Annotated in this window: 17 protein-coding genes; 8 read left to right on the top strand and 9 right to left on the bottom strand. The window is 46.1% G+C overall.

Features of this window, described 5'->3' with window-relative positions:
• Positions 1-71: 71 nt before the first annotated feature.
• The 3 genes from sohB (at position 72) to Q4Q52_RS09170 (ending at position 4,976) form a co-directional block, all read left to right on the top strand.
• Complete coding sequence (gene sohB, locus Q4Q52_RS09180) at positions 72-1,088, top strand: protease SohB (protein ID WP_311990433.1); 1,017 nt, start codon at positions 72-74, stop codon at positions 1,086-1,088.
• Positions 1,089-1,690: 602 nt separating this feature from the next.
• Positions 1,691-4,243, top strand: coding sequence for a bifunctional lysylphosphatidylglycerol flippase/synthetase MprF (gene mprF, locus Q4Q52_RS09175; protein ID WP_311990432.1), 2,553 nt, complete (start codon positions 1,691-1,693; stop codon positions 4,241-4,243).
• 7 nt (positions 4,244-4,250) lie between these two features.
• Positions 4,251-4,976, top strand: a complete 726-nt coding sequence (locus Q4Q52_RS09170; RefSeq protein ID WP_006085420.1) for an AcvB/VirJ family lysyl-phosphatidylglycerol hydrolase — start codon at positions 4,251-4,253, stop codon at positions 4,974-4,976.
• Positions 4,977-5,066: 90 nt separating this feature from the next.
• Here the strand turns inward: Q4Q52_RS09170 and Q4Q52_RS09165 are convergent, their stop codons facing one another.
• Entirely contained in the window at positions 5,067-6,134 is a 1,068-nt protein-coding gene (locus Q4Q52_RS09165; RefSeq protein ID WP_006082174.1) for a DUF3083 family protein, read from the bottom strand.
• A gap of 145 nt (positions 6,135-6,279) precedes the next feature.
• Positions 6,280-6,879, bottom strand: coding sequence for an arylesterase (locus Q4Q52_RS09160; RefSeq protein WP_011847134.1), 600 nt, complete (start codon positions 6,877-6,879; stop codon positions 6,280-6,282).
• A 52-nt stretch (positions 6,880-6,931) separates the two neighbouring features.
• Between Q4Q52_RS09160 and Q4Q52_RS09155 the strand changes: the two genes are divergently transcribed.
• The 3 genes from Q4Q52_RS09155 (at position 6,932) to lepB (ending at position 11,119) form a co-directional block, all read left to right on the top strand.
• Positions 6,932-7,660 (top strand): ABC transporter ATP-binding protein, encoded by a 729-nt coding sequence (locus Q4Q52_RS09155; RefSeq protein ID WP_006082172.1) that lies wholly within the window; start codon positions 6,932-6,934, stop codon positions 7,658-7,660.
• Positions 7,661-7,662: 2 nt separating this feature from the next.
• A complete protein-coding gene (locus Q4Q52_RS09150) occupies positions 7,663-10,191 on the top strand; it encodes an FtsX-like permease family protein (RefSeq protein ID WP_311990431.1) in 2,529 nt (842 codons plus the stop codon).
• Between the two features lie 265 nt (positions 10,192-10,456).
• Positions 10,457-11,119, top strand: a complete 663-nt coding sequence (lepB, locus tag Q4Q52_RS09145) for a signal peptidase I (RefSeq protein ID WP_006085417.1) — start codon at positions 10,457-10,459, stop codon at positions 11,117-11,119.
• Between the two features lie 104 nt (positions 11,120-11,223).
• Here the strand turns inward: lepB and gltS are convergent, their stop codons facing one another.
• From gltS to folX, 3 genes are all read right to left on the bottom strand, one after another.
• Entirely contained in the window at positions 11,224-12,447 is a 1,224-nt protein-coding gene (gene gltS / locus Q4Q52_RS09140; RefSeq protein ID WP_006082169.1) for a sodium/glutamate symporter, read from the bottom strand.
• A 528-nt stretch (positions 12,448-12,975) separates the two neighbouring features.
• The gene (locus tag Q4Q52_RS09135) at positions 12,976-13,869 is read right to left on the bottom strand and encodes a TIGR01777 family oxidoreductase (protein WP_311990430.1); all 894 of its coding nucleotides are present in this window, start codon (positions 13,867-13,869) and stop codon (positions 12,976-12,978) included.
• 86 nt (positions 13,870-13,955) lie between these two features.
• Positions 13,956-14,318, bottom strand: a complete 363-nt coding sequence (gene folX / locus Q4Q52_RS09130) for a dihydroneopterin triphosphate 2'-epimerase (protein WP_006082167.1) — start codon at positions 14,316-14,318, stop codon at positions 13,956-13,958.
• Positions 14,319-14,416: 98 nt separating this feature from the next.
• On the opposite strand from folX, the gene Q4Q52_RS09125 reads away from it, so the two are divergent.
• A complete protein-coding gene (locus Q4Q52_RS09125) occupies positions 14,417-15,526 on the top strand; it encodes an AI-2E family transporter (protein WP_311898252.1) in 1,110 nt (369 codons plus the stop codon).
• Positions 15,527-15,532: 6 nt separating this feature from the next.
• Complete coding sequence (locus Q4Q52_RS09120; RefSeq protein ID WP_311990429.1) at positions 15,533-16,450, top strand: class I SAM-dependent methyltransferase; 918 nt, start codon at positions 15,533-15,535, stop codon at positions 16,448-16,450.
• A gap of 213 nt (positions 16,451-16,663) precedes the next feature.
• On the opposite strand, the gene Q4Q52_RS09115 is transcribed toward Q4Q52_RS09120, so the two are convergent.
• The 4 genes from Q4Q52_RS09115 to ackA all read right to left on the bottom strand — a co-directional run bounded on the left by Q4Q52_RS09115 (position 16,664) and on the right by ackA (position 21,896).
• The gene (locus tag Q4Q52_RS09115) at positions 16,664-16,888 is read right to left on the bottom strand and encodes a hypothetical protein (RefSeq protein WP_311898254.1); all 225 of its coding nucleotides are present in this window, start codon (positions 16,886-16,888) and stop codon (positions 16,664-16,666) included.
• A 627-nt stretch (positions 16,889-17,515) separates the two neighbouring features.
• Entirely contained in the window at positions 17,516-17,950 is a 435-nt protein-coding gene (locus Q4Q52_RS09110) for a hypothetical protein (RefSeq protein ID WP_106650890.1), read from the bottom strand.
• A gap of 480 nt (positions 17,951-18,430) precedes the next feature.
• Positions 18,431-20,584, bottom strand: a complete 2,154-nt coding sequence (gene pta, locus Q4Q52_RS09105; RefSeq protein ID WP_006082162.1) for a phosphate acetyltransferase — start codon at positions 20,582-20,584, stop codon at positions 18,431-18,433.
• 112 nt (positions 20,585-20,696) lie between these two features.
• Positions 20,697-21,896, bottom strand: coding sequence for an acetate kinase (gene ackA / locus Q4Q52_RS09100; RefSeq protein ID WP_311990428.1), 1,200 nt, complete (start codon positions 21,894-21,896; stop codon positions 20,697-20,699).
• Between the last annotated feature and the right edge of the window lie 101 nt (positions 21,897-21,997).

The raw sequence follows: 21,997 nt of genomic DNA, 5'->3' as shown, positions 1-21,997 counted from the left end.
TTTATGGGCCTTTAGGCTGTTAGAATAGCGCGCAATTGACTGATTGATGTAACGCCCTAACGGAGAGCACTTTGGAATTTTTATACGAGTATGGAATGTTTTTGGCGAAAGCCGTCACGATAGTGGTCGCAATCGTTGCGGTTATTATTGTGGTGTTGGCTTCCACTGTTAAACATAAGTCAGATAAGGGCGAGCTGAGGATCACTAACCTGTCTGAAGAGTTAGAAGAACTGAAGCATGGCTTAAAAGAAGAACTCCTTTCAAAGAAGCAATTCAAAGCCTATGAGAAGCAATTAAAGGCAGAAGAAAAGGCGAAAGACAAAGCTGCTGATGATGCCAGCACGGGCAAAGTGTTCGTGATCGATTTCAAGGGCAGTATCGATGCTGCTGAGGTTGCGTCACTGCGTGAAGAAATCAGTGCCATTTTAGCTATCGCGGAAAAAGGCGATGAAGTGGTTGTTAATGTCGAAAGTGGCGGCGGTATGGTGCATGGCTATGGTTTAGCCTCCAGCCAGCTTGACCGTTTACGCCAAGCCGATATTCCGCTAACAGTATGCGTTGATAAAGTGGCTGCTAGTGGCGGTTATATGATGGCCTGTGTTGCGAATAAAATTTATGCGGCGCCTTTTGCAATTGTTGGTTCAATTGGTGTTGTTGCTCAACTGCCGAATTTTAATCGTTTGCTGAAAAAGCATGAAATCGATTATGAGCAACATACCGCCGGGAATTTTAAACGCACCTTGACAGTGTTTGGTGAAAACTCCGATGAGGGAAGACAGAAGTTTCAAGAAGAACTCGAAGAAACCCACGTCTTATTCAAAGCGTTTGTCGGTAAATATCGCCCTGAGTTGGATTTAGTGAAAGTGGCTACTGGCGAGCATTGGTACGGCCAGCAAGCCATTGAATTAGGGTTGGTTGATGCGATTTCGACCAGTGATGATGTGATTATGTCACTTGCCGCAGAGCGCACTGTGTATAAGATGCGTTATCAGGTGAGAAAGAAACTTGCCGCTAAAATTGCCCATGGCGCCTCTTTATCTGTGAATGCCATTTTTAATCGTCTTATCGAGAAAAACCGTCCAATGTAACGGAATCTAGTGTGAATACTTTTTGAGTATTCACACTTTTTTGTTTGGCTTAACGCCCAAAGCTGCGTATCTATTGCAGATTTTTTTTGGCTTTTATTTTATTCCCCCCTCAATTTAAAATCATTCACTCACTATTGCTATCAGCTTGTTAAGCACATTAATAAAACGTCATGCAGCAAATGCGTAAATCCATTGCGAATGAAAAATCCCTATGTTAAAAATCCCGTCGATAAAGTGGTGTTACAAATAATACCAATCGTATTAAATATCTGTTCATTCAGCGGGAGTTCAACGCGCTTTAGACAAGGCGAAGGCTTGAAGGCATAGTGGTGCTCTGTCGAAAGCCTTAAACGCAGTATAAAGCGCGTTGAAACCCGCCCTTCGGGAGCCTCACAGGCATCCCACTCCGGTGTTGCATTGACTTAAAAGGGAATAACCATTTCCGCGTCAATGCGCCTTGGATTGAGATGCCTGTGAGGCTCTGAACTGATTAGATATTTAATGTGACTGGTATTAAACTAAAGTTAATTAATTTTTAATGCTGTTTCAATGTTGACGTTAAATAACCTTAGCTGAATCAGTCTTAGGTGCTGGAGATTAACATGGGGAGACGAGTGCGGGTGTTTATTAGCCTTATAATATTCACTGTCTCATTACTCTTGCTCTATAATTTAGAGCAAGAATATCAATTAAGTGACATTATTAAAGAGGTTAAAGGTTTTTCATTTTTTGAGTTGTTATGTGCAGCACTACTTACCGTGGGAAGTTACTCTTTATTAACCTTGTACGATTTTGTTGCCGTTCGAAATGTCGATAAGGAGATACCTTATCGTAAAATAGTGCCTATTTCTTTTCTGGGTTTTACCTTCTCCAATACTATAGGGTTCTCGCTGTTAACAGGGACGTCGATAAGATATAATTTTTATTCCGAACTCGGCTTAAGTGGTAATAAAATCACTCAAATAGTCATTTCATGTTCAGTGACATTCTTCCTCGGACTCTTTTTTATTTGTGGTATTGCATTGGTATGCTTTCCTGCTGAACAATTATCAGCCTTACCTTTGCCAACATGGCTATTTTCATTAACCACAGTAATCGGTATTGGCATGCTGCTCAGTGTATTGGGCTATTTACTGATGAGTGTGCTGCGGAAAAAGCCATTTAACTTTCGTGGCTTTGAAATTACGCCACCTCTGTTATCTGTATCTTTAAGACAGTTGTTGGTGTCTTCACTTGATTGGATTGTCGTAGGAACCTTGTTTTATAGCTTACTGCCTGCGGTAGAAAATTTGGGCTATATACAGGTCTTAAGTATTTTCTTTGTTGCGAATGCGCTTGGGGTGCTTGCCCATGTGCCGGGTGGTATTGGGGTGCTCGAGTCCGTAGTGACTGTGGCCTTATCGCAATATTTACCGGTTGAGCAAATCCTCGGCGCCATTATTATCTATCGGATCATTTATTACATTATTCCATTTTTAATTTCTTTGGCATACTTTGTTATTACGATCGCACTGTCAAATAAAGATAAAATTGTAAAATTAAATACTCGAGTTGCATTTATCCGCCAACTGTTACCACCGCTACTGAGTATCAGTGTATTTAGCTCAGGTTTATTATTACTCTTGTCAGTGGTTAACCCTTCAATTATTCATAAGTATCACTGGTTAGGTGAGTTAGTACCGCTGCCGATCATCGAAATATCGAGCATCATTTTGAGTGTGAGTGGTGTCTTGCTATTGTTGTTATCCCATGGATTATTTAAACGCTACCATAATGCCTTTGAATTAACGAAAAAACTGCTGTTGGTGGGCATGTTATTTATTATGCTTAAGGGCGCGGAATGGGAAATATCACTCGCGATAGGATTAATGTACGCATTGATGTTGCCATGTGAGAATTTGTTTTATCGAAAGGGTTCAGTCGTCGGGATTAAATACTCTTTGGGTTGGCTGTTATCACTTTCTGCCGCCTTATTCTTGATGATTTGGGTATTATTTTTCTCCTATCAAGATGTTGATTATGATCATTCACTCTGGTTTACCTTCTCCCCCGATAGCCATGTATCACGAGCATTGCGAGGAGGAGCGATTGCTATCTTTATCGTGCTTACCTTTGCCGTGCGCTATTTCTCGTCTCGTACTCAGCTTAAATCACCACAACTGGACACGCCTTCATTAAAGCAAGCGATGGAGATTGTCGCGCAGTCGCCGAGCAGTCATGGCTATTTAGCCTTAGTGCAAGATAAATCAATCCTATTTAACGAGGATAAAGACGCCTTTCTTATGTATGCAAGGGCTGGACATTGCTGGGTGGTAATGGGCGATCCAATTGGTAATCAACATAAATTTGATGATTTATTGTGGCAGTTTAGGGAGTTATGCGATGCCTACGATGGTTGGCCGGTATTTTATCAAGTGACGCAAAAATACCTGCCGAGCTTTTTAGAGCAAGGATTAGGTTTATATAAATTAGGCGAGGAGGCGATTGTTCAGCTCGACCAATTTGACTTACCGTCGAGTCGCTATCGGAGTTTGCGCCAGAGTCATGCCAAGGCGCAGCGTGAAGGCTTGAGTTTTGCTGTGATTGAGGCGAGTCAAGTGAGGGCCATACTGCCGCAATTAGAAGCCATATCATCGACTTGGTTAAAGGCGAAGCAAGGGCGCGAAAAGGGGTTTTCGGTCGGCTATTTCTCTGCCGCTTATCTGTGCTCGACACCTATGGCATTAGTGTATGCAAACGGTGAGCTCGTGGCGTTTTCAAATATTTGGGCTAGTGCTGCTCAGGTTGAATTTTCTGTCGATCTAATGCGTTACGAGCCTAAATTATCGAGCAGTAACATCATGGATTTTCTGTTTACTGAACTATTGCTATGGGGAAAACAGCAAGGCTATCAGAGGTTTAATCTCGGGATGGCGCCGATGTCAGGCTTGACCGACAGAGCGTTAGTGCCATTTTGGACTAAGCTAGCGAAGGTTGTGTATAAGAAGGGTAATAAGTTTTATAACTTTCAGGGGCTTAGAAGATACAAGGATAAGTTTAATCCAACGTGGGAGGCCAAGTATTTGATTTGTTATGGCGGATTATCTCTGCCAATTGTGGTGGGCAGTTTAGTGACATTAACGAGTCGTGGTGCAACCGGTGTATTTAAAAAGTAGGTGAACGATGAATAAATCCTTTGTGAAAATACTAAGCCTTATGATGATGTTTTGCAGTAGCTTTAGTGTCTTAGCTGATGACTTTGCTGACTCACTCGGTCTGACACTTCTGCCGGTCGTTAGCAGCGCAAATGACAAAGCGAGTGCGAAAAAGCCGCCCTTAGTCATCTTTATGAGTGGCGATGGTGGCTGGGCTAATTTAGATCAAGGTGTGAGCCAGTTATTGCAACAGCAGGGCTGGCCAGTGGTGGGGTGGAGTTCGCTAAAATACTACTGGAAACAAAAAGATCCCAAGGACGTGACTCAAGATACTATGGCCATTATTGATAAGTTCGAGGCCGAATTTGGCACACAAAAGGTGGTATTGGTTGGCTATTCCTTTGGCGCCGAAATCATTCCTTTTGTGCTTAATGAGCTGCCACTTAAGTATCGACATAAGATCCTCGGCGGGGTGTTATTGTCACCGTCGCAGACGTCGGATTTTGAAGTGCATATGAGTGAAATCGTTACTTCTAGCAATGAGTCCGCGAGCTATCTGACGTTGCCCGAGGTGAATAAGCAGACGACAGTGCCTATGCTGTGCTTATACGGCAAAGACGATGATGCCCCTAAGCATTTGTGCCCAGTAGTAAAACAGCCGAATGTGACTGTGATGGAGTTAGACGGTGGTCATAGCTTTGATGATGATTACGATAAAGTGGTGACTATCATAAAGCATTGGTTGAAAAGCTAGGTTATCACCCGATATCAGCTTGAATACATTCAGAAAGAAAAGGGCGCTTAATGCGCCCTTTGGGTTTTAGCGAATCGAATGTCGCGTTAATCAGATTTGATAGCTGATATGTTGATGGAAGCGTACGACGAGATCTTCACGCTCTGGGTCTACACCGATATCTGCGGCGAAGGCCTTCAGGGCTGTTTCGACATTGTTCATAAAGCGTCCGAAGCCTGAATCATCACAGTCTTTGGTGCCCGCGACTATGGTGAAGTGCGCGGCTTCGACTAAGTTATCGGCATTCCAGCGACGGATCACTTGTTGCTCAGTCGCATTAGGATCGAACCCTATCATTTGTACTTCGGCTTTGCTGTCGAGTTTTTCAAACTTACTGTTACGCACCAGCGGGGTTAAGCCGTTTGCTATCATGGCAAGACGCGTCAATTGTCTGTTGGCTGCCGCTTTGAGGAAGCAATCTTCAAGATGTTGATATAACGGCGTAAAGTCGGTTGCTGAGTCAGGTAATAAACCCTGCTTAAGTTTACGACTCAGTGGCAAGCTTACTGTTACATAAGTGAGAGAGCTGACGTTCTCTGGTAATTCGCACTTTCTGGCTTTATATCTTGGGCCGATGGCACGCAGTTTATAGCCATAGGTTTCTTTATAGCCCTTGGCTTTTGCGAACAGATCATAGGATAAATGCTGATGGTCGCGGACCTTAACTTTAAGATCGCTTATCGGCATTAAAGGCATCAATTCTGTCAGTAATTCGCGCACTCTAATGTGGAAACTGGCGGAATTACTGCGGATATCTTCACCCGTGGCAAGGAAGACAATGCGCAGTTTACGGGCGCGATAGTTTTCTTGCGAGAATAAATTTTGGGCTTCGTGGTAGGCTGGATTATAAAAAAATAGAATTTGTTCAGTGGTTTGGAAGCAATAGGCTTCGGTGTGGTAACGGACAACAGGCAGTTTATCGTTAGTGATCACGTGGACATTACGCAGATCGTGTTGTTCTGCCAAATTAAATATCAAACGGCTTAAGGTTTGATAACAGCTTTGATAATCAGGATATTGACTCAGTAGTTCATCCGTCACCTTGATTTCGGCTGTGATGTATTGATTGGTACGGGCTTCCTTGGGTATGTACACTTTTTGCTGATGGCTAAGGGACATATTGACTCCTTGTTTGAGTTAACCATTTGCTAACACGAATTTTACTGTTTATCTATAGGGTTAATCTTGCGTTAGAACACGTTTTTATCCGTTGAGCATGAGTTTAGCTAAGTAAGCGGTTCGACAGCTTAAAATAGCAGCTATTTTATTGGGTTAACGCATCTTCTATCCATGGTTGCATCCAAGTTGCTATCTGCGCCTGCGCCTTTTCGTTGGGGTGAATGCCATCCCGCTGCATTAATTCTGGATGGGGCGCGATATCCTGCATAAAGAAGGGGATCAACACGATATCCTGTGTTTTGGATATGTCTTGATACACTTGGGTGAACTTTTGGGTGTAGCGAGGGCCATAGTTAGGCGGTACCATGATCTCGGTCAGCAGCACTTTTGCGCCGCTATCTTTGGCTAGGGTAATGATTTGGATTAGATTATTTTCAAGTTGCGTTGGGGGGAATCCACGTAAACCATCATTACCACCCAGTTCAACGACCACAAGGTCGGGGGCGACGGAATCGAGTAAGGCGGGTAATCGGCGTAAGCCGCCCGCTGTGGTTTCGCCGCTCACTGAGCCATTAGTAAATTGATGTTCGGGCAGATTTTTTTGCAGCAGCGCCACCCAGCCTGACTGCTCTGCCATACCATAGCTAGCGCCTAAGCTGTCGCCGAGTATCAACACCTTTGCTGCGTGAGCGGGCGTGACCGTGAGTACACTCAGTAGGATGAATGCCCCCAGGGTCTTCGCCATTGATTTTAATCTTAGCGATTGATACCAGAATGATTTATATAAGAAGGATCCTATGTCTAACGTCATCTTAAAAAACAGTGCCATCAATGTTGTTAACCTCGAAAAATCAGTGACTACTCAGGAAGGAACGCTCACTATCCTCAAGGGCATTAACTTAGATGTCAAGCAAGGTGAGAGTGTGGCTATTCTTGGCCCGTCGGGTTCGGGCAAGTCTACCCTGCTCGGGCTGCTTGCGGCACTTGATACGCCTACCTCAGGCGAAATTTGGCTCGATGGTGTGGCGTTATCCCCATTGAATGAAGAGCAAAAAGCCGCGCTGCGTAAACAGAAGGTCAGCTTTATTTTTCAATCCTTTATGTTAGTGGATACCTTAACCGCGCTGGAGAACGTTATGTTACCCGCCGAGCTTGCGGGCGTGAGTAATGCTAAGGAAAAAGCCCAAGCCATGCTGGTGCGGGTCGGTTTATCCCATCGTTTGACCCATTTACCCAAACAATTATCGGGCGGAGAACAGCAAAGGGTGGCGATTGCCCGTGCTTTTATTTGTGAGCCCACAGTGCTGTTTGCCGATGAACCCACGGGTAACTTGGACAGCGTTAACGGCCATAAAATTGCCGATATGTTGTTTGAGCTGAATCAAGAAAGCCACACCACTCTTATCCTCGTCACCCACGATTTACTATTAGCCAAGCGTTGTGAGCGGCAGCTGGTGATGGATAACGGCCATTTACAGGAAGATACGGCGCATACAGCACCGCTCGCCGATGCTAAGGAGGCTTAACAATGGAGTTAAGTCTGGCATGGCGCCTATTTAAGCGCGAGTTACAGCAAGGGCAATTGTTATTGATTATCCTCGCTATTACGCTCGCGGTACTGTCTGTGAGTGGGTTGGCGCGGGTGAGTGAGCGCCTGCAAGTGGCGATCACTGGGCAAGCTTCGCAGTTTATTGCCGCCGATCGGATTATCGATTCGCCGGTTAAAATTGATGCGGCGATTTTAACCAAAGCCGAGGATCTTGGGCTTAAGCATGTGACGAACATGCAATTTAATTCCATGGTCTATTCGGGTGATAAGTTTCAGTTAGTCACAGTTCGCGCCGCTGAAACGGGTTATCCACTCAAGGGCGACATTGAACTCACCAGCGGTAAAACCAAGGCTTTACCTCAAGCGGGTGAAATCTGGTTTGAGACTCGCTTAGGTGGACTCCTCGGTTATCCCAAATCCATCGAACTAGGTAACAGCGAATTTGTGCTCAGCAATGAAATAAGCCGCTTACCCGACGCGGGCTTTAATCCTTTTGCTTCATCGCCCGTGGTATTGATGCGCATGGAAGATGTCGCCAAAACGGGAGTGATTCAACCGGGCAGCCGCGTGACCTATCTGTATCAATTTGCTGGCGATGAAGCCTCGCTTACGGCCTTTGAGCAAAGTGTTAAACCGCTTCTCAATAGCACCCAGCGCTGGGTCGATGTGCAATCCGGTGATTCGCCGATAGCGGGAGCAGTTAAGCGAGCTGAGCGCTTCCTACTACTAGCAAGTTTGATGGGCATTGCACTGGCCTGCGCCGCGATAGGCATTGCCGCCCAGCGTTATTGTCAGCGCCATTACGATGTGGTGGCCATGCTGAAAACCTTTGGCGCCTCAGCAAAGCAAATTCGGTTGTTGTTCGGCACTCACTTATTGTTAGTGACGTTAATGGGGATTGTGCTTGGCCTTATCGGTGGTGTGTTACTCGATTTTGGGATCAGTTATCTATTGCCGCCCGAAATTGCCGCCTATTCGCCGCCACTCACACGGCCCTTATTGCTCGGCGTAAGCACAGGGCTTATCAGCGCCTTTATGTTTTCGGCTTATCCTCTGATGCGCTTGCTGGCTATTCCGCCACTACGAGTGCTACAGCGTCAGTTAGAAGGCTTACAGCTAGGGATGTGGCTGCATCTACTTTTGAGCTTAGGGGCGATGGCGTTACTGGGCTATTTGTATTCCCAAAGTTGGGCTTTGACCCTGACTGTGGTCGCGGCGGTGCTGCTGCTCGGTGTGCTGTTAAGCGTGCTTGGCTTTGTGATGATACGTTTAGGCCACAGTGTTGGTATGAAGACCACCAATCCCTTACAGTTGGCCCTGGCAGGGCTCAGACGTCGTGCGCGGCAAAATGCGGTGCAATTGGTGGGATTTAGCGCTGCACTGGTATTGTTATTGACGATTCTTGCGTTAAGACAAGACTTGCTCAACGAGTGGCAAAAGCAGTTGCCCGAAAATGCACCTAACTACTTCCTCGTTAATATCGCCCCCGACGATGCTAAACCTTTAAATGATTTTATGACGGCTAAGGGGATAGTCGCGACGGACATTTATCCTGTGATCCGTGGCCGTTTAACTCAAATTAACGGTGAAGCGCTGATTTCGAATGAACAGTCTGAATCTGGTGAAAAGGGCAGAGTGGGTATTTCCCGCGAGTTAAACCTAACGTGGCGCAATACGCTGCCAGCCAATAACGAACTGTTAGAGGGGCATTTTAATCAAGCGACCGATGAAGTGTCGGTGGAATCTGGCGTGGCGGACCGTTTGGGTATTGCCATTGGCGATAATTTGACTTATGTGATTGATAATCAAGAGCTCACAGTTAAAGTTGCCAGTATTCGTGCCGTGCACTGGGAAACGCTGCAGCCGAACTTCTTTATGATTTTCACCCAAGAAGCTCTCGCGCCCTTTGCTTATACCTCGATGGCGAGTTTTTATCTGAATGATCAGCAAGCTACGAATGACCAGTCAACAAATGACCAGTCAACAAACGGCCAAGCGCTGAGTGCCGATGGTACGCCTAAGGATGCGGTGATCCTTGCGCTTATTCAGCAATTCCCGACCATATCGATCATCGATGTGGGCGCTATGGTGGGGCAGTTACGGCAGATCATAGAGCAAGTGTCGCTGTCGCTCACCTTAGTGCTGGCCTTAGTTTTACTGGCCAGTGCGTTAGTCTTGATTGCACAGACTGAAGCCGGCATGGCAACTCGGCAGCGCGAACTGGCGGTGCTGCGTACCTTTGGCGCTTCGGGATGGCTATTGCGCAGTGCAACGGGTTTAGAGTTTGCCTTGCTTGGCGGTATTGCAGGCGTGTTAGCCGTCATAGTGGCCGAATTTGCGTTATATCTACTTAAGACGCAAGTGTTTGAGCTTAATGTGTATATGCACTGGCCTTGGTGGGGAATCGCCCCTGTTTCTGGCGCTTTAATCGTGGCCTTACTTGGGGTGTGGCGTTGCCGACAATTGCTCAGCCAATCTTGCTCTGAGCTATTAAAGGCGGGCAGCTAGTGGTTGCTTGCATGGGCTAACACTTGAGTTTATGACTTAAAATAGACAGCGTTAACAATTAAAGCACTGATGCCGCATAAGCTCAGTGCTTTTTTATTGTCTGGCTGAATCTGCTGAGTTTGAACTTGAACATGGACATGCGTTTTTACATTGGCTTACAAATTGATCTGTGCTTAAGCTGGTAGCAACAGAACTTAGTGCAACGCAATGGGTCTATCTAACTGAGAACAGCGACTAGCTTATACATGCCATAGAGAGGGAATATATGTTCAAAGGAATAACAAAACTACTTAAGGATAACCGCTCCTTTTTTCTGTTTATCAGTTTAATGTTAGTGTTCAGGAGCGCTGTGGCTGATTGGAATACAGTGCCATCGGGTTCTATGCTGCCGACTATCGTCGAGGGCGATCGCATTCTGGTGAACAAGATGGCCTACGATCTTAGGGTGCCATTTACCCATATCGCCTTAGTCAAACTGGCGGATCCCGCCCGCGGTGATATCGTGGTGTTCGATTCGAAAAAGGCCGATAAAAAACTCATTAAGCGGGTGATTGCTGTGCCAGGCGATACTGTGATGATGCGGGATAATCGTTTGTATTTGAATGGCGAACCTCTTGGCTACGCATCCCAAGCATTGAGTCCTTATGCTCCCGCTGATGTCACAGAAATGCAGGAGAACTTACTCGGTATGGCCCACAGTATTCGCCTTAATCCTGTTCCCTCAAGGCTTGCCAATTTTGGACCTGTCACTGTGCCAGACGCGCATTACCTAGCGCTGGGTGATAATCGAGATAACAGCGCTGATTCTCGGGTCATTGGCTTTGTGCCACGCAATGAGATTGTTGGCCGTTCAAGCTCAGTGGTTTTCTCCCTTGACTATGATGATCATTACTTGCCTCGACCTGAGCGTCTCATGCGCGAGTTTTAGCATGCGCGGATTCTAGTATTCGTGATGTTGCTCCATAAAGAAGGGCGCCGAATGAGGCGCCCTTTTGTTAGCTGGTTGATTCAAAATGCTTTACTTCAAAGCAACTACTTCATAAAGCTCAGATAGCCCTGCAAGACAATCAAGTTAACGATGTCGATAAAGAAAGCGCCGACGATAGGCACAACCATAAAGGCTTGGGGTGACGGCCCTGTGCGCGAGACGAGCGCGCCCATGTTCATTACCGCCGTTGGCGTTGCGCCCATACCAAAGCCGCAGTGGCCACCGGTGATCACCGCCGCATCGTAATTACTGCCCATCACTTTGAATGTCACGAAATAGGCGAACACCGCCAGTACTGCGGTTTGCACCAGTAAGATGACGAGCAGCGGGATGGCTAAATCAAAAATCTCCCATAGCTTTAAGGTCATCAAAGCCATAGAAAGGAACAGTGACAGGGCGACTGTGCCTATGACATCGATACTTTCAGTATGGGGCTTATAGCCGCGGGTGAGTTCAGTGATATTGGCGATGATAACGCCAAGGAAGAGAGCATAAACAAAGTCGGGCATTTTGAGCCAAGCTATGCCCGATTGGCTGATCCACAGCGTGAGCCATTTTGAGCCTGCAACACACAGCAGCAGTACAAACAGGGTTTCTAATATGGTTTTGGCTGTAACTTGATCTTCTTCTAACTGATCGTAAGTCACTAAATGCGGATGTTCACTGTGATGCTTACGACCAATCCCATAGCGAGAAACGAGATTATGTTTACCGATTAATCGCTGCGCGACGGGGCCACCTATAATCCCGCCCATGATTAAGCCAAAAGTCGCCGCGGCCATGGCAAACTCTAAAGTATTGATACCGTAGTTTTCCGCAAAGGTTTGTGACCAAGCGACGCCCGTTCCATGGCCACCCGACAGGGTAATTGACCCTGCGATAAGGCCCATAATCGGGTCTAGCCCTAACAGATTGGCTAAACTGACGCCGACGGCGTTTTGGATAACAATATAAATCGAGGCAACACCCAGAAAGATAAATACTTTTTTACCACCGCTGAGTAACAGCTTGTAGTTTGCCGAGAGGCCAATCGTGCTGAAAAACATCAGCATTAAGGTATTTTGCAGCGATAAGCTGAAGTCGAGACTGATATTTTGAAAGTGAAGAAATGCGACACCCGCGGCGACAACGAGGCCACCCACTATGGGTTCGGGGATATTATATTGCCTAAAGACACGTACATGGCGATTGATGGAGTGGCCGATAAACAGCACGAAAATGGCAATTAAAAATGATTCTAGCTCGCCAATCGTATAGGTCGTGTGCATGAAAATTCCTTACAAACTGTCTTAGTGTGGGCATTTCAGTGAGCACAATGCCCATTGAGGAGTCACCCATCTTGTTATTAAGTACCTGCTAATGCTGGATGTTAAGCGCTTGATGTCGAGGACAGATCAGTGTCAATCCGATAAAAATTTAAAGGATGAGTGAGCGCGAGTGTGTTTCGTTTTATGGTTTACAGGCCAAGAACAGCAGATTAAATAGCCTGTTCTTGAGCATAAATAACTGTCTATTTATGGGATGTTGCTGAGTCTATCTGTGGTCAAGGTTGAGGCGATTAATGCGTGCCTCCTATGACCGAATGGAGGCGAGTTTAGCAGAAAAGTGCCGCGCTGTCGCTAAATCACATTACAAATCATGATGTTACGATATTGTTTTTCTAGTGTTGCTAAAGTTGCGCTTGTGCTTACGTCAACATCTAGCAAGCCTTAGCACCGAAATTCGTGCGCATTAGCGCCCGAATAGTCGATGTTTTATGCAAGATTCCGCAAGATTGTTAGCATCAGCGTGCTAGCCTATTTGGCTAACACGTCGGTTAAGGCAATGTCGAGGTCACTGAATTGAAACTGAAAACCAGCTTCGAGGGCGCGTTTAGGATAAACAAACTGTCCTTCGGTCAACAGCTCAGACATTTCACCCATAGCTAAGCGTAACGCAAGTGGTGGGGTCGTGATGAGGGCGGGGCGATTGAGTGCTTTTCCAAGCGCTTTAGTAAACACAGCGTTACTGACTGGGTTGGGGGCTGTGGCGTTGAATACGCCTTTGCAATGTTCTTGGGTGAGTAAAAAGTCGATAAGGGAGATGAGATCTTGCACATGGATCCAGCTCATGCCTTGACGTCCATGACCAATTGGGCCACCGAGTCCGAGCTTAAAGGGCGGTAGCATTTTCTCTAATGCGCCGCCTTTTCCTAACACAATCCCGATACGGATAATGCAGACGCGGGTTTGCTCAGTATTTGCATTAAGCGCTTCTTGCTCCCATTTTCGGCAGATGTCATGGCTAAACTCAACATGGGCACCACTGGATTCATCGAGCAATTTATCATCATGTCGACCGTAATAACCCACTGCCGAACCACTCACCATGATCTTAGGCGGATTACTACTCTGCTGTATGAGCTGAGTTAATCTTGCCGTTATATCCCAACGGCTATCACAAATCCGCTGCTTCTGGTTTTTGCTCCAGCGCTTAGCGACGATCGGCTCGCCCGCAAGATTCACTATGGCGTCGATATGATTTAAGTCGCTCAGCGCATCGAGGCTCTCAAGGTAATGGTGCTGATTACCGAGAATTCTCTGCGTTTGTTGCACTGAACGCGTTAATAACGTCAGTTGATGATGGGGCGCCAATCGTTCGACTAATTGGCGGCCAATAAAGCCGCTTGCGCCAGTGATCAGTATATTCATGGAACCTCTCTTATCGGTTGAGCTCTGAGGATATATACCGAAATACGGTGTGCAACGATCACTTAGTCTGGGTATTTCTAGCGAGATTATTTCTGATAACACAACTCCATAGAGACTGAATCGGCAAAGCGCAGGGCATGGGGTTTGTCGATTTCAACACTGGCAAATTCAACCCAAGGATGCTCACTGGCGATGGCCAGCGTTTGGCTGGTAAGATTTTCGAGTAATGAGAAACGGTTATTCTCAATCAGCTCAATGATCTTTTTGGTGATAGTGCGGTAATTGAGTGCATCCTCAACATTATCACTGTTACGGGCACGCTCGGCACAATAATGGATCACGACATTGATGATCACGTCTTGGCGATTTTGAATTTCATCTTCTTTAATGCCGATAAAAGTACGAAGTCTTAAGTTTTTAATGCGTATAATCGCGGTTTCTGGTTTCATAATGGCAAATGGCTATCTTAAGCTAAGGTTTCTGAGGTTAAGTGTGTTCTCGGGTTAGCCTAACAATTTTATCTAAGATCAAGAAGGATTTTTAATAAATGACGCGACCTAATGCGCCCTCCGCTGCTTACCGTGGCTTTGCGGTTATGGCCTTTGTAGTGATTATTTTGGCAGGGATTAAGGCGGCGAGCCCGATTGTGGTGCCGTTTGTGCTGTCCAGTTTTCTGGCGGTGATTTGTAATCCCGCGATTGGTTTAATGACAAAATTCCGTGTGCCTAAATGGCTTGCGGTGATCCTCTTGATGGGCTTTATTGTATTGATGGGCCTCTGGTTAGCCTCGGTTGTCGGCAGTTCAGTCAATGAGTTCTCCAAACAATTGCCCCAATATCGGGTGCAGTTAGTCGAGCAATTTGCTTGGATATTAAATAAGTTACATTCCTTTAATATTCAGATTTCGAAGGATCAAGTATTAGCGTATTTTGACCCTGGCATGGCCTTGTCTATGACCACTAATATGCTGTCGGGTGTTGGCAATGTGATGGCGAATTTATTTTTGATCATCTTAACCATCGTCTTTATGCTGTTTGAAGCACAATCGTTGCCAAAGAAATTGCATCTGGCGCTGGACGATCCCGATATGCGCCTCAAGCAGATTGACCGCTTTTTGCAATCGGTTAATCAGTACATGGTGATCAAGACGCTAGTGAGTTTAGCGACCGGGGTTATCGTCGGTGTCGGTTTAACCATTATTGGTGTGGATTACGCCATGCTGTGGGCGGTGATCGCCTTCCTATTTAATTACATTCCCAATATCGGTTCTATCATCGCTGCCATTCCAGCGGTGTTATTAGCCTTCATTCAGCTTGGCCCTGCGGCAGCGGGCGGTACTGCGCTTTTGTATGTCGGTGCCAACATGGTGATGGGCAATATGATTGAACCTAGATTTATGGGCCGCGGCTTGGGCTTATCGACCTTAGTGGTGTTTTTATCGTTAATTTTTTGGGGCTGGTTGCTAGGTTCTGTCGGCATGTTGCTGTCGGTGCCGCTGACTATGGTGGTTAAAATTGCCCTCGAATCGAGTAAAAGTGGTAACTGGTTAGCCATATTATTATCGGACGATGTTGAAGATAAGTTCGTGGCCAACAACACGGAAAACTCAAGTTCCGATGCCGATGAAGCCGATACAAGTACAACAGAGAGTAAGTAATAGAAGATGCAAAGTTTTATACAAGCGCTAGCGACAATTGAATTGGGTGATGATGCAGTGCGGTTATTTCACGGCCGCGGTGGACACTACGTGGGTTGTGAACACCTATGTTTAGATTGGTTTGCGCCAGTGCTATTGCTGACCAGTTTCACTCCCTTAGCCGATGACGATTTAGCCACATGCCAGCAGGCCATTGCGGCGCGTTGGCAGGCCATTCGTCCTGATAGCCAACTGAATTTAGTCTACCAATACCGCAGTGTGGGCGAGACCTTTACTCAAGTGCTGCAAGGCGAAGTGCCTGAGCCGCATATTGTTAGTGAAAATGGCGCACGCTTTCAGGTGCATTTAATGCGCGGACAAAACCACGGTTTATTCCTCGATATGGCCAACGGCCGTGAGTGGGTGAGAGCAAATGTGCACTATAAAAAAGTGCTTAATTTGTTTGCCTATACCTGTGGTTTCTCGGTAGCGGCATTGCAAGGCGGCGCCGATGAAGTGGTCAATATGGACATGAGCAAAGGCGCATTAGGCATAGGTAAACAGAATCATTTGCTGAATGGCTTTAGTGCGGGAGCACGTTTTTTAGGCCATGATATTTTTAAATCTTGGGGCAAACTGAAAAAGCTCGGTCCCTACGACATTATTGTGGCCGATCCACCGAGCAATCAAAAGGGCAGTTTTGTCGCGACTAAGGATTATGTACGTTTAATCAGGCGCTTACCTGAGTTACTTGCCGATAATGGTGAAGTGTTACTCTGCCTCAATGCACCCGAGCTCGATACCACTTTCCTACGCCAGCAGGTCGCAGATGCGGCGCCAGCACTCGAATACATAGAGCGCTTAGCCAATCCGCCAGCGTTTATGGATGTGTCTGAAGAGAAGTCACTTAAGGTGCTGCGTTATCGTTTATCGACTCAAACCTAGTCTTGATTTAGCTTAACAGGCCAGTATTAACTGGCCTTTTTTGTCGGTTTTTAATGAAGCTAAATGGAAAATTTAATTGCTGATTCTAAAAGTGCAACAAATATGGATGTGCAAACTCAAGCCAAGCTTGCAGTCAGACTAGCTTGAGTGTTGAGCTTTTTACGCAGTCACTTGTTGATGAGTAAATGGTTACTCAATAGCTTAAACGTTTCGTCAGTAGCTTAATCGTTCAGAGAGCTGCGATTCTCCAAAGGTTTCAATCACTTTGCTCACTTGATGATGGTTTAAGTGTTTGAGGGCGGAAATTTCATCATAAAGCCTGTCCTGAACATCTAATGGCATATTCATGTGTTCCATAAACATGCGGATCCCTAATACATCGCCGTGGCTAAATAATGTCGTTAGTGTAGTGGCTTCAAGCTCAATAAGTGCGTTCATATCTTACCTCCTACTCGCGTCATTACTTAATTGATAGCAGCTAGCGTCACACTTCCCTAGATTCATTGTTTGTAAGCGATTTCTGTTAATAGCGTTTGTGCATATAGGGCTGCATTAAATGGCGTCATGGGCGGCGAATCATCATTGCCATAAATGAAAGGCTTTCAGTTTTTAGGACAGATTTTGAGCCTTAAAAGTGATAATACGCCTTAGGTGGCACCGGCGCTCGAACAAAACTGAAAGTTTTCTGTAATTATGATTTTGGCTTTGTTATACTCCTGCCCACGGAATATATCCCTTTCCTCATAGGCAAAATGTCAGCATAGAATGACATGCCTCTGCGACCTTACCCAATCAAGCAGGAGTTGTTATGGAAGTTCATGAATACGAAAATGCTTATTATCAAGTGAAAGACGATGTACTGACGTCTTTACCTGCTGAAAGCGAAGAAGAAGTGATCCAAGCTTAATCGATAGCGATTAACTGACGGTACTTATGAGTCCGACGTAACAAAACAAGCACATTGAAATAGCAACCTTAGGGTTGCTATTTTTTTGGTTGAAATCGGTACTTGGATTGAGCGCATGACAAGGCATGCGCAATAAAAGAGGCGAGCGAGAAGGGAAATTAACCGTTTACTTTGCGCTTTTCTGGCATCAGCTCGACGATAGTCCATTTACTGCCAATCTTGTGGAGGCGTATGGTCCTGTCATCAATCCACGGCTGGCCGCCTTTAAGCCCTTTCATTTTGACCACAACAATGACGTCTTTGGTAAATTTACGGAAAAAGTCGATATCGATATCATCAATTTCCATTTCAACATTGGTCATCGACAGGCCGAGCATATTACGCTGTACGGCTGCGGCAATATGGTAATGGGTGAGCACTTGTTTAATGGGATCGTCGACAAATTGCTTGGCTTGTTCAACATTACGATCAACATAAATCGCTTTAAAAAAGCCTAAGCTCACTTCTTCGGGCGATAACTGGCGTTGATCTTCCGTCGAGGGATCGCCACAACCAAAGAGGAACAGCAGGGAGATAAAAAATAGAGTTCGCATAGGTTTTAGTTATTGGAATTTGTTCTGAGTATCGCGATTTTAGACTTAATGCACAAGTTTTGTCGTTATTTGCGATCGATTGGGAAATGCGTTGACTCAAGCCTATTGAGTGTGGCATATAGTTAGGAGGCATATAAAAAGGTTATCCACAGAAACTGTGGAAAACTATGTTGAAGACTTCAGTGATACTTTGTAAGTCACTGATATTGTCTTGCTTTATCTGCTGGTTAAAAAGTGACGCTTTTCAGTTTTCCGCCATGTCCCACTTTCACTTGTGGATATTTTTCGCCGTTTACTCACCTTATTCACACCGCTTAATTCTTTTTCCTCGTATTTAGTTTGCGTATTTTTGCCATATTGACTTTGCTATTGAGCCATTGTCGCAGCGCGATAGCCTTGCTTAAGTTAAATTTGAGCATAAAAAAAGCACCGGTAAGTACCAGTGCTTTTTGCGCGTAACGCTATGCAGATTTCGCTGTGTTAGCCTTTAGCCGCGTCGTTTTGTGCTGCTTGAATTGCCGTTAGGGCGATAGTGTAGACGATATCATCGACTAACGCGCCGCGAGATAAGTCGTTCACAGGTTTGCGCATACCTTGCAGCATAGGACCGATACTGATCAGGTCCGCGCTTCGCTGTACAGCCTTGTAAGTCGTGTTGCCTGTATTGAGGTCTGGGAACACGAAAACGGTGGCTTGGCCAGCGACAGGACTATCAGGTGCCTTAGAGCGAGCAACATTTGGCATAACCGCCGCATCGTATTGCAATGGACCATCAATAATCAGATCTGGGCGTTTTTCTTTGGCGATACGGGTCGCTTCACGCACTTTATCCACATCTGAACCTGTGCCTGAGTTACCGGTTGAGTAGCTGATCATTGCCACTCTTGGCTCAATACCGAAGGCTTTTGCTGATTCCGCTGATTGGATGGCGATATCGGCTAATTGCTCTGCATTGGGATCTGGGTTAATTGCGCAGTCACCGTAAACAAGCACTTGATCTGGCATCAACATAAAGAAGATGGACGACACTAAGCTTGAGCCCGGTGCCGTTTTGATCAATTGCAGTGGTGGGCGGATGGTATTAGCTGTGGTGTTAACCGCGCCAGATACGATACCGTCAACTTCATTTTGCGCCAGCATCATAGTGCCAAGCACCATGTTGTCTTCTAACTGTTCACGGGCAACGACTTCCGTTAAGCCTTTGCTGCGACGCAGTTCCAACATAGGTTCAACGTAACGGTCGCGCACCTCTTCTGGATCGATAATGATCACGCCTTCGCCAAGCACCACATCTTGCTGTGCGGCGATACGCAGGATTTCATCTTTTTTACCTAAAAGTACACAGCGAGCGATACCGCGTTCGGCACAAATGGCCGCCGCTTTAATGGTACGTGGCTCATCACCTTCTGGCAGCACCACAGTCTTGTGTGCGGCGCGCGCCAATTCCGTGAGTTTGTAACGGAAAGCGGGTGGTGACAGGCGATGCTCACGGGGCGAGTTTTTAGTGACGCTTTCAATCCAAGTTTGGTCGATGTGGCTGGCCACATAATCCTGCACAAGATCGATACGAACCGCGTCATCTACGGGTACTTCATGGTCGAAACGTTGAATGTTGAGCGAGGTTTGCCAAGTGTTGCTGTCGATTAAGAACACAGGTAAACCGGTTTCAAAGGCCTGTTCACACAGCTTAAGAATTTCTGGCTCTGGCTCGTAGCTACCCGTCAACAGCAGGGCACCAATTTTCACGCCGTTCATGGCCGCAAGACAGGCTGAAACGATGACATCTGAGCGATCGCCTGAGGTCACAAGTAGTGAATCAGTCTTAATATGGGTCACCATATTAGGGATACTGCGGGCACAGAACGTCACTTTACGCAGACGACGAGTATGCATTTCGCCGGCATTAAGAATGCGTGCGCTTAAATGCTTCGCCAGATCCGAGGCACGTGGTGCAACAAGATCAAGGTTGTATGGCACGCTGCCTAAAATACGCAGTGGGCTTTTACCTGGCATTTGGAACATGCTGGCCGCATCTGAGCGTTGAACACCTTGGTGATCAAAGACTTCAGAGAGATCAGGGCGCGCGCGACCTTCGTCGTCAACGGGGGCACCAATCTTGTTGATCACAGCGCCAATCAGGCGTTTGTTCTTTTTTCCGCCCCAAGAGTTGTAGGCGATTTCAAGGCGATTCATTAACCCAGTTGAAGTATCGCTACCCGGCGTGGCAATAAAAATCACGTCTGCATCCATGGCTTTAGCGATGGCATAGTTCACATCGTCGGCAAAGGGATGGTTACGGGTTGGCACTAAACCTTCAACAATTAAGGTCTCAGTGTTGCTGGCGCAATCGGACGCACGGGCAATGATTTGCTCCATTAATACGTCGGTTTGATCGGCACGAATTAAGGCTTCGGCATGGGCCATGTCGAAGGGCTCTAACGGATTCACCGTCGGCGATTTACTCAGAATAGTGGTTGAGCGTTCTGGGCCGTTATCATTAGGTCTAAGTTGGGAAATCGGCTTAAAGAACTGAACTTTAACTCCGTGGCGCTCCAGTGCGCGAACCATCCCAAGGCTTAAGGAGGTCAGGCCGACTCCTGTACCTATGGGGATTAACATAATATTACGAGACATAAAAACCTCTAGTTTCGATGGTTTTTGGCAGAAGAGTTTCTGCAAATTTGCTTGTGAGTATGGCTATGTAAAGCGTAAAGCCGTTTGGGTGAGCAAACGGCTTAGGTCATTTTTATTTGTTGATCAGTTTAATGGAATCTTCGGCGATAACCCATTCTTCGTTCGTTGGGATCACCATGGCAATCGTGCCTTTATCTTGAGTGATGATGCCTTTCTTACCGAAACGCGCCGCTTTGTTGCGTTCGCTATCGACATGGAAATTGAAGATTTCCAGCATGTTGAGTACTTTTTCACGGATTAAGTCTGAGTTTTCACCAATGCCGCCGGTGAACACAACTGCATCTAAACGGCCCAGTGGCACAGTGTAAGAGGCGATGTATTTGGCTAAACGGTAGCAGAAGATTTCTAAGGCTAAGGTCGCGCCTTTATGACCGTCGGCGTAACCTTCTTCGATACCGCGACAATCGTTAGTCAGCTCGGAAATACCCAGCAGACCACTTTGCTTGTTCATCAGGTTATTCACTTCTTCTAAGGTGTAACCCAGTTGATGAACTAAGTGATAGATGATTGAAGGGTCAATATCGCCACAACGTGTACCCATGACCAAACCTTCTAATGGGGTTAAGCCCATAGACGTGTCGACACTTTTGCCGCCTTTGATTGCCGTGACTGACGCGCCGTTGCCCAGGTGAGCACAGATAACGTTAGTTTCTTCAATGTGCTTGTTGAGCATCTTTGCTGCTTCACGGCTAACGAATAAATGACTCGTGCCATGCATGCCATAACGGCGGATACCGTGTTCACGGTATAACTTGTAAGGCAGGGCGTAGACATAAGCTCTGTCTGGCATACTTTGGTGGAATGCGGTATCAAATACAGCAACCTGTGGCAATTTAGGGAAAGAGGCAATGGCTGCGCGGATGCCGATAAGGTGAGCAGGATTGTGCAGGGGGGCTAGTGAAGCACAATCTTCGATACCTTTGATCACGCTTTCGTCGATGATCACAGAGCGAGTGAACTTTTCTCCGCCGTGAACAATACGGTGGCCAACGGCTTGAATTTTTGCTGCTAATTCAGGCTGTTCCGCAAGAATTTTATTAACTATGTATTCAACTGCTTCACGGTGAGCCGTAAATGCGCCTAAGGCCGCTTCATGTTTTTCGCCGTTGATTTTCCATTTAATGCGCGAGTCTTCTAAACCAAAACATTCGGCTAAGCCAGAAATTTGATCGTCACCTGTTTGCGCGTCAATGACGGCAAATTTGAGAGAAGAGCTACCGCAATTGAGAACTAAAACCAGATTATTTGACATGTGTAAACCCTTTGCCATTGTGTTTAATATAACGATTCAAAAAAATGAGGATCTGCGGTGTTTTTACCATAACAGTCTTGGGGCGATTCGCCAGATTGTGC

Source organism: Shewanella sp. SP1S2-4, assembly GCF_031932075.1.
GTDB classification, from domain to species: domain Bacteria; phylum Pseudomonadota; class Gammaproteobacteria; order Enterobacterales; family Shewanellaceae; genus Shewanella; species Shewanella baltica.
The sequence above is the reverse complement of the archived record's forward strand: the minus strand, read 5'-3'. Positions and strand labels throughout refer to the sequence as shown.

What these genes read in the sequence shown, in the direction of transcription:
- gltS (WP_006082169.1), bottom strand. Translation starts at nt 12,447, where the DNA reads ATGCACACGACCTATACGATTGGCGAGCTAGAATCATTTTTAATTGCC.
- mprF (WP_311990432.1), top strand. Translation starts at nt 1,691, where the DNA reads ATGGGGAGACGAGTGCGGGTGTTTATTAGCCTTATAATATTCACTGTC.
- Q4Q52_RS09170 (WP_006085420.1), top strand. Translation starts at nt 4,251, where the DNA reads ATGAATAAATCCTTTGTGAAAATACTAAGCCTTATGATGATGTTTTGC.
- Q4Q52_RS09155 (WP_006082172.1), top strand. Translation starts at nt 6,932, where the DNA reads ATGTCTAACGTCATCTTAAAAAACAGTGCCATCAATGTTGTTAACCTC.
- folX (WP_006082167.1), bottom strand. Translation starts at nt 14,318, where the DNA reads ATGAAACCAGAAACCGCGATTATACGCATTAAAAACTTAAGACTTCGT.
- Q4Q52_RS09160 (WP_011847134.1), bottom strand. Translation starts at nt 6,879, where the DNA reads ATGGCGAAGACCCTGGGGGCATTCATCCTACTGAGTGTACTCACGGTC.
- pta (WP_006082162.1), bottom strand. Translation starts at nt 20,584, where the DNA reads ATGTCTCGTAATATTATGTTAATCCCCATAGGTACAGGAGTCGGCCTG.
- lepB (WP_006085417.1), top strand. Translation starts at nt 10,457, where the DNA reads ATGTTCAAAGGAATAACAAAACTACTTAAGGATAACCGCTCCTTTTTT.
- Q4Q52_RS09150 (WP_311990431.1), top strand. Translation starts at nt 7,663, where the DNA reads ATGGAGTTAAGTCTGGCATGGCGCCTATTTAAGCGCGAGTTACAGCAA.
- Q4Q52_RS09135 (WP_311990430.1), bottom strand. Translation starts at nt 13,869, where the DNA reads ATGAATATACTGATCACTGGCGCAAGCGGCTTTATTGGCCGCCAATTA.
- Q4Q52_RS09115 (WP_311898254.1), bottom strand. Translation starts at nt 16,888, where the DNA reads ATGAACGCACTTATTGAGCTTGAAGCCACTACACTAACGACATTATTT.
- Q4Q52_RS09120 (WP_311990429.1), top strand. Translation starts at nt 15,533, where the DNA reads ATGCAAAGTTTTATACAAGCGCTAGCGACAATTGAATTGGGTGATGAT.
- Q4Q52_RS09110 (WP_106650890.1), bottom strand. Translation starts at nt 17,950, where the DNA reads ATGCGAACTCTATTTTTTATCTCCCTGCTGTTCCTCTTTGGTTGTGGC.
- Q4Q52_RS09125 (WP_311898252.1), top strand. Translation starts at nt 14,417, where the DNA reads ATGACGCGACCTAATGCGCCCTCCGCTGCTTACCGTGGCTTTGCGGTT.
- Q4Q52_RS09165 (WP_006082174.1), bottom strand. Translation starts at nt 6,134, where the DNA reads ATGTCCCTTAGCCATCAGCAAAAAGTGTACATACCCAAGGAAGCCCGT.
- ackA (WP_311990428.1), bottom strand. Translation starts at nt 21,896, where the DNA reads ATGTCAAATAATCTGGTTTTAGTTCTCAATTGCGGTAGCTCTTCTCTC.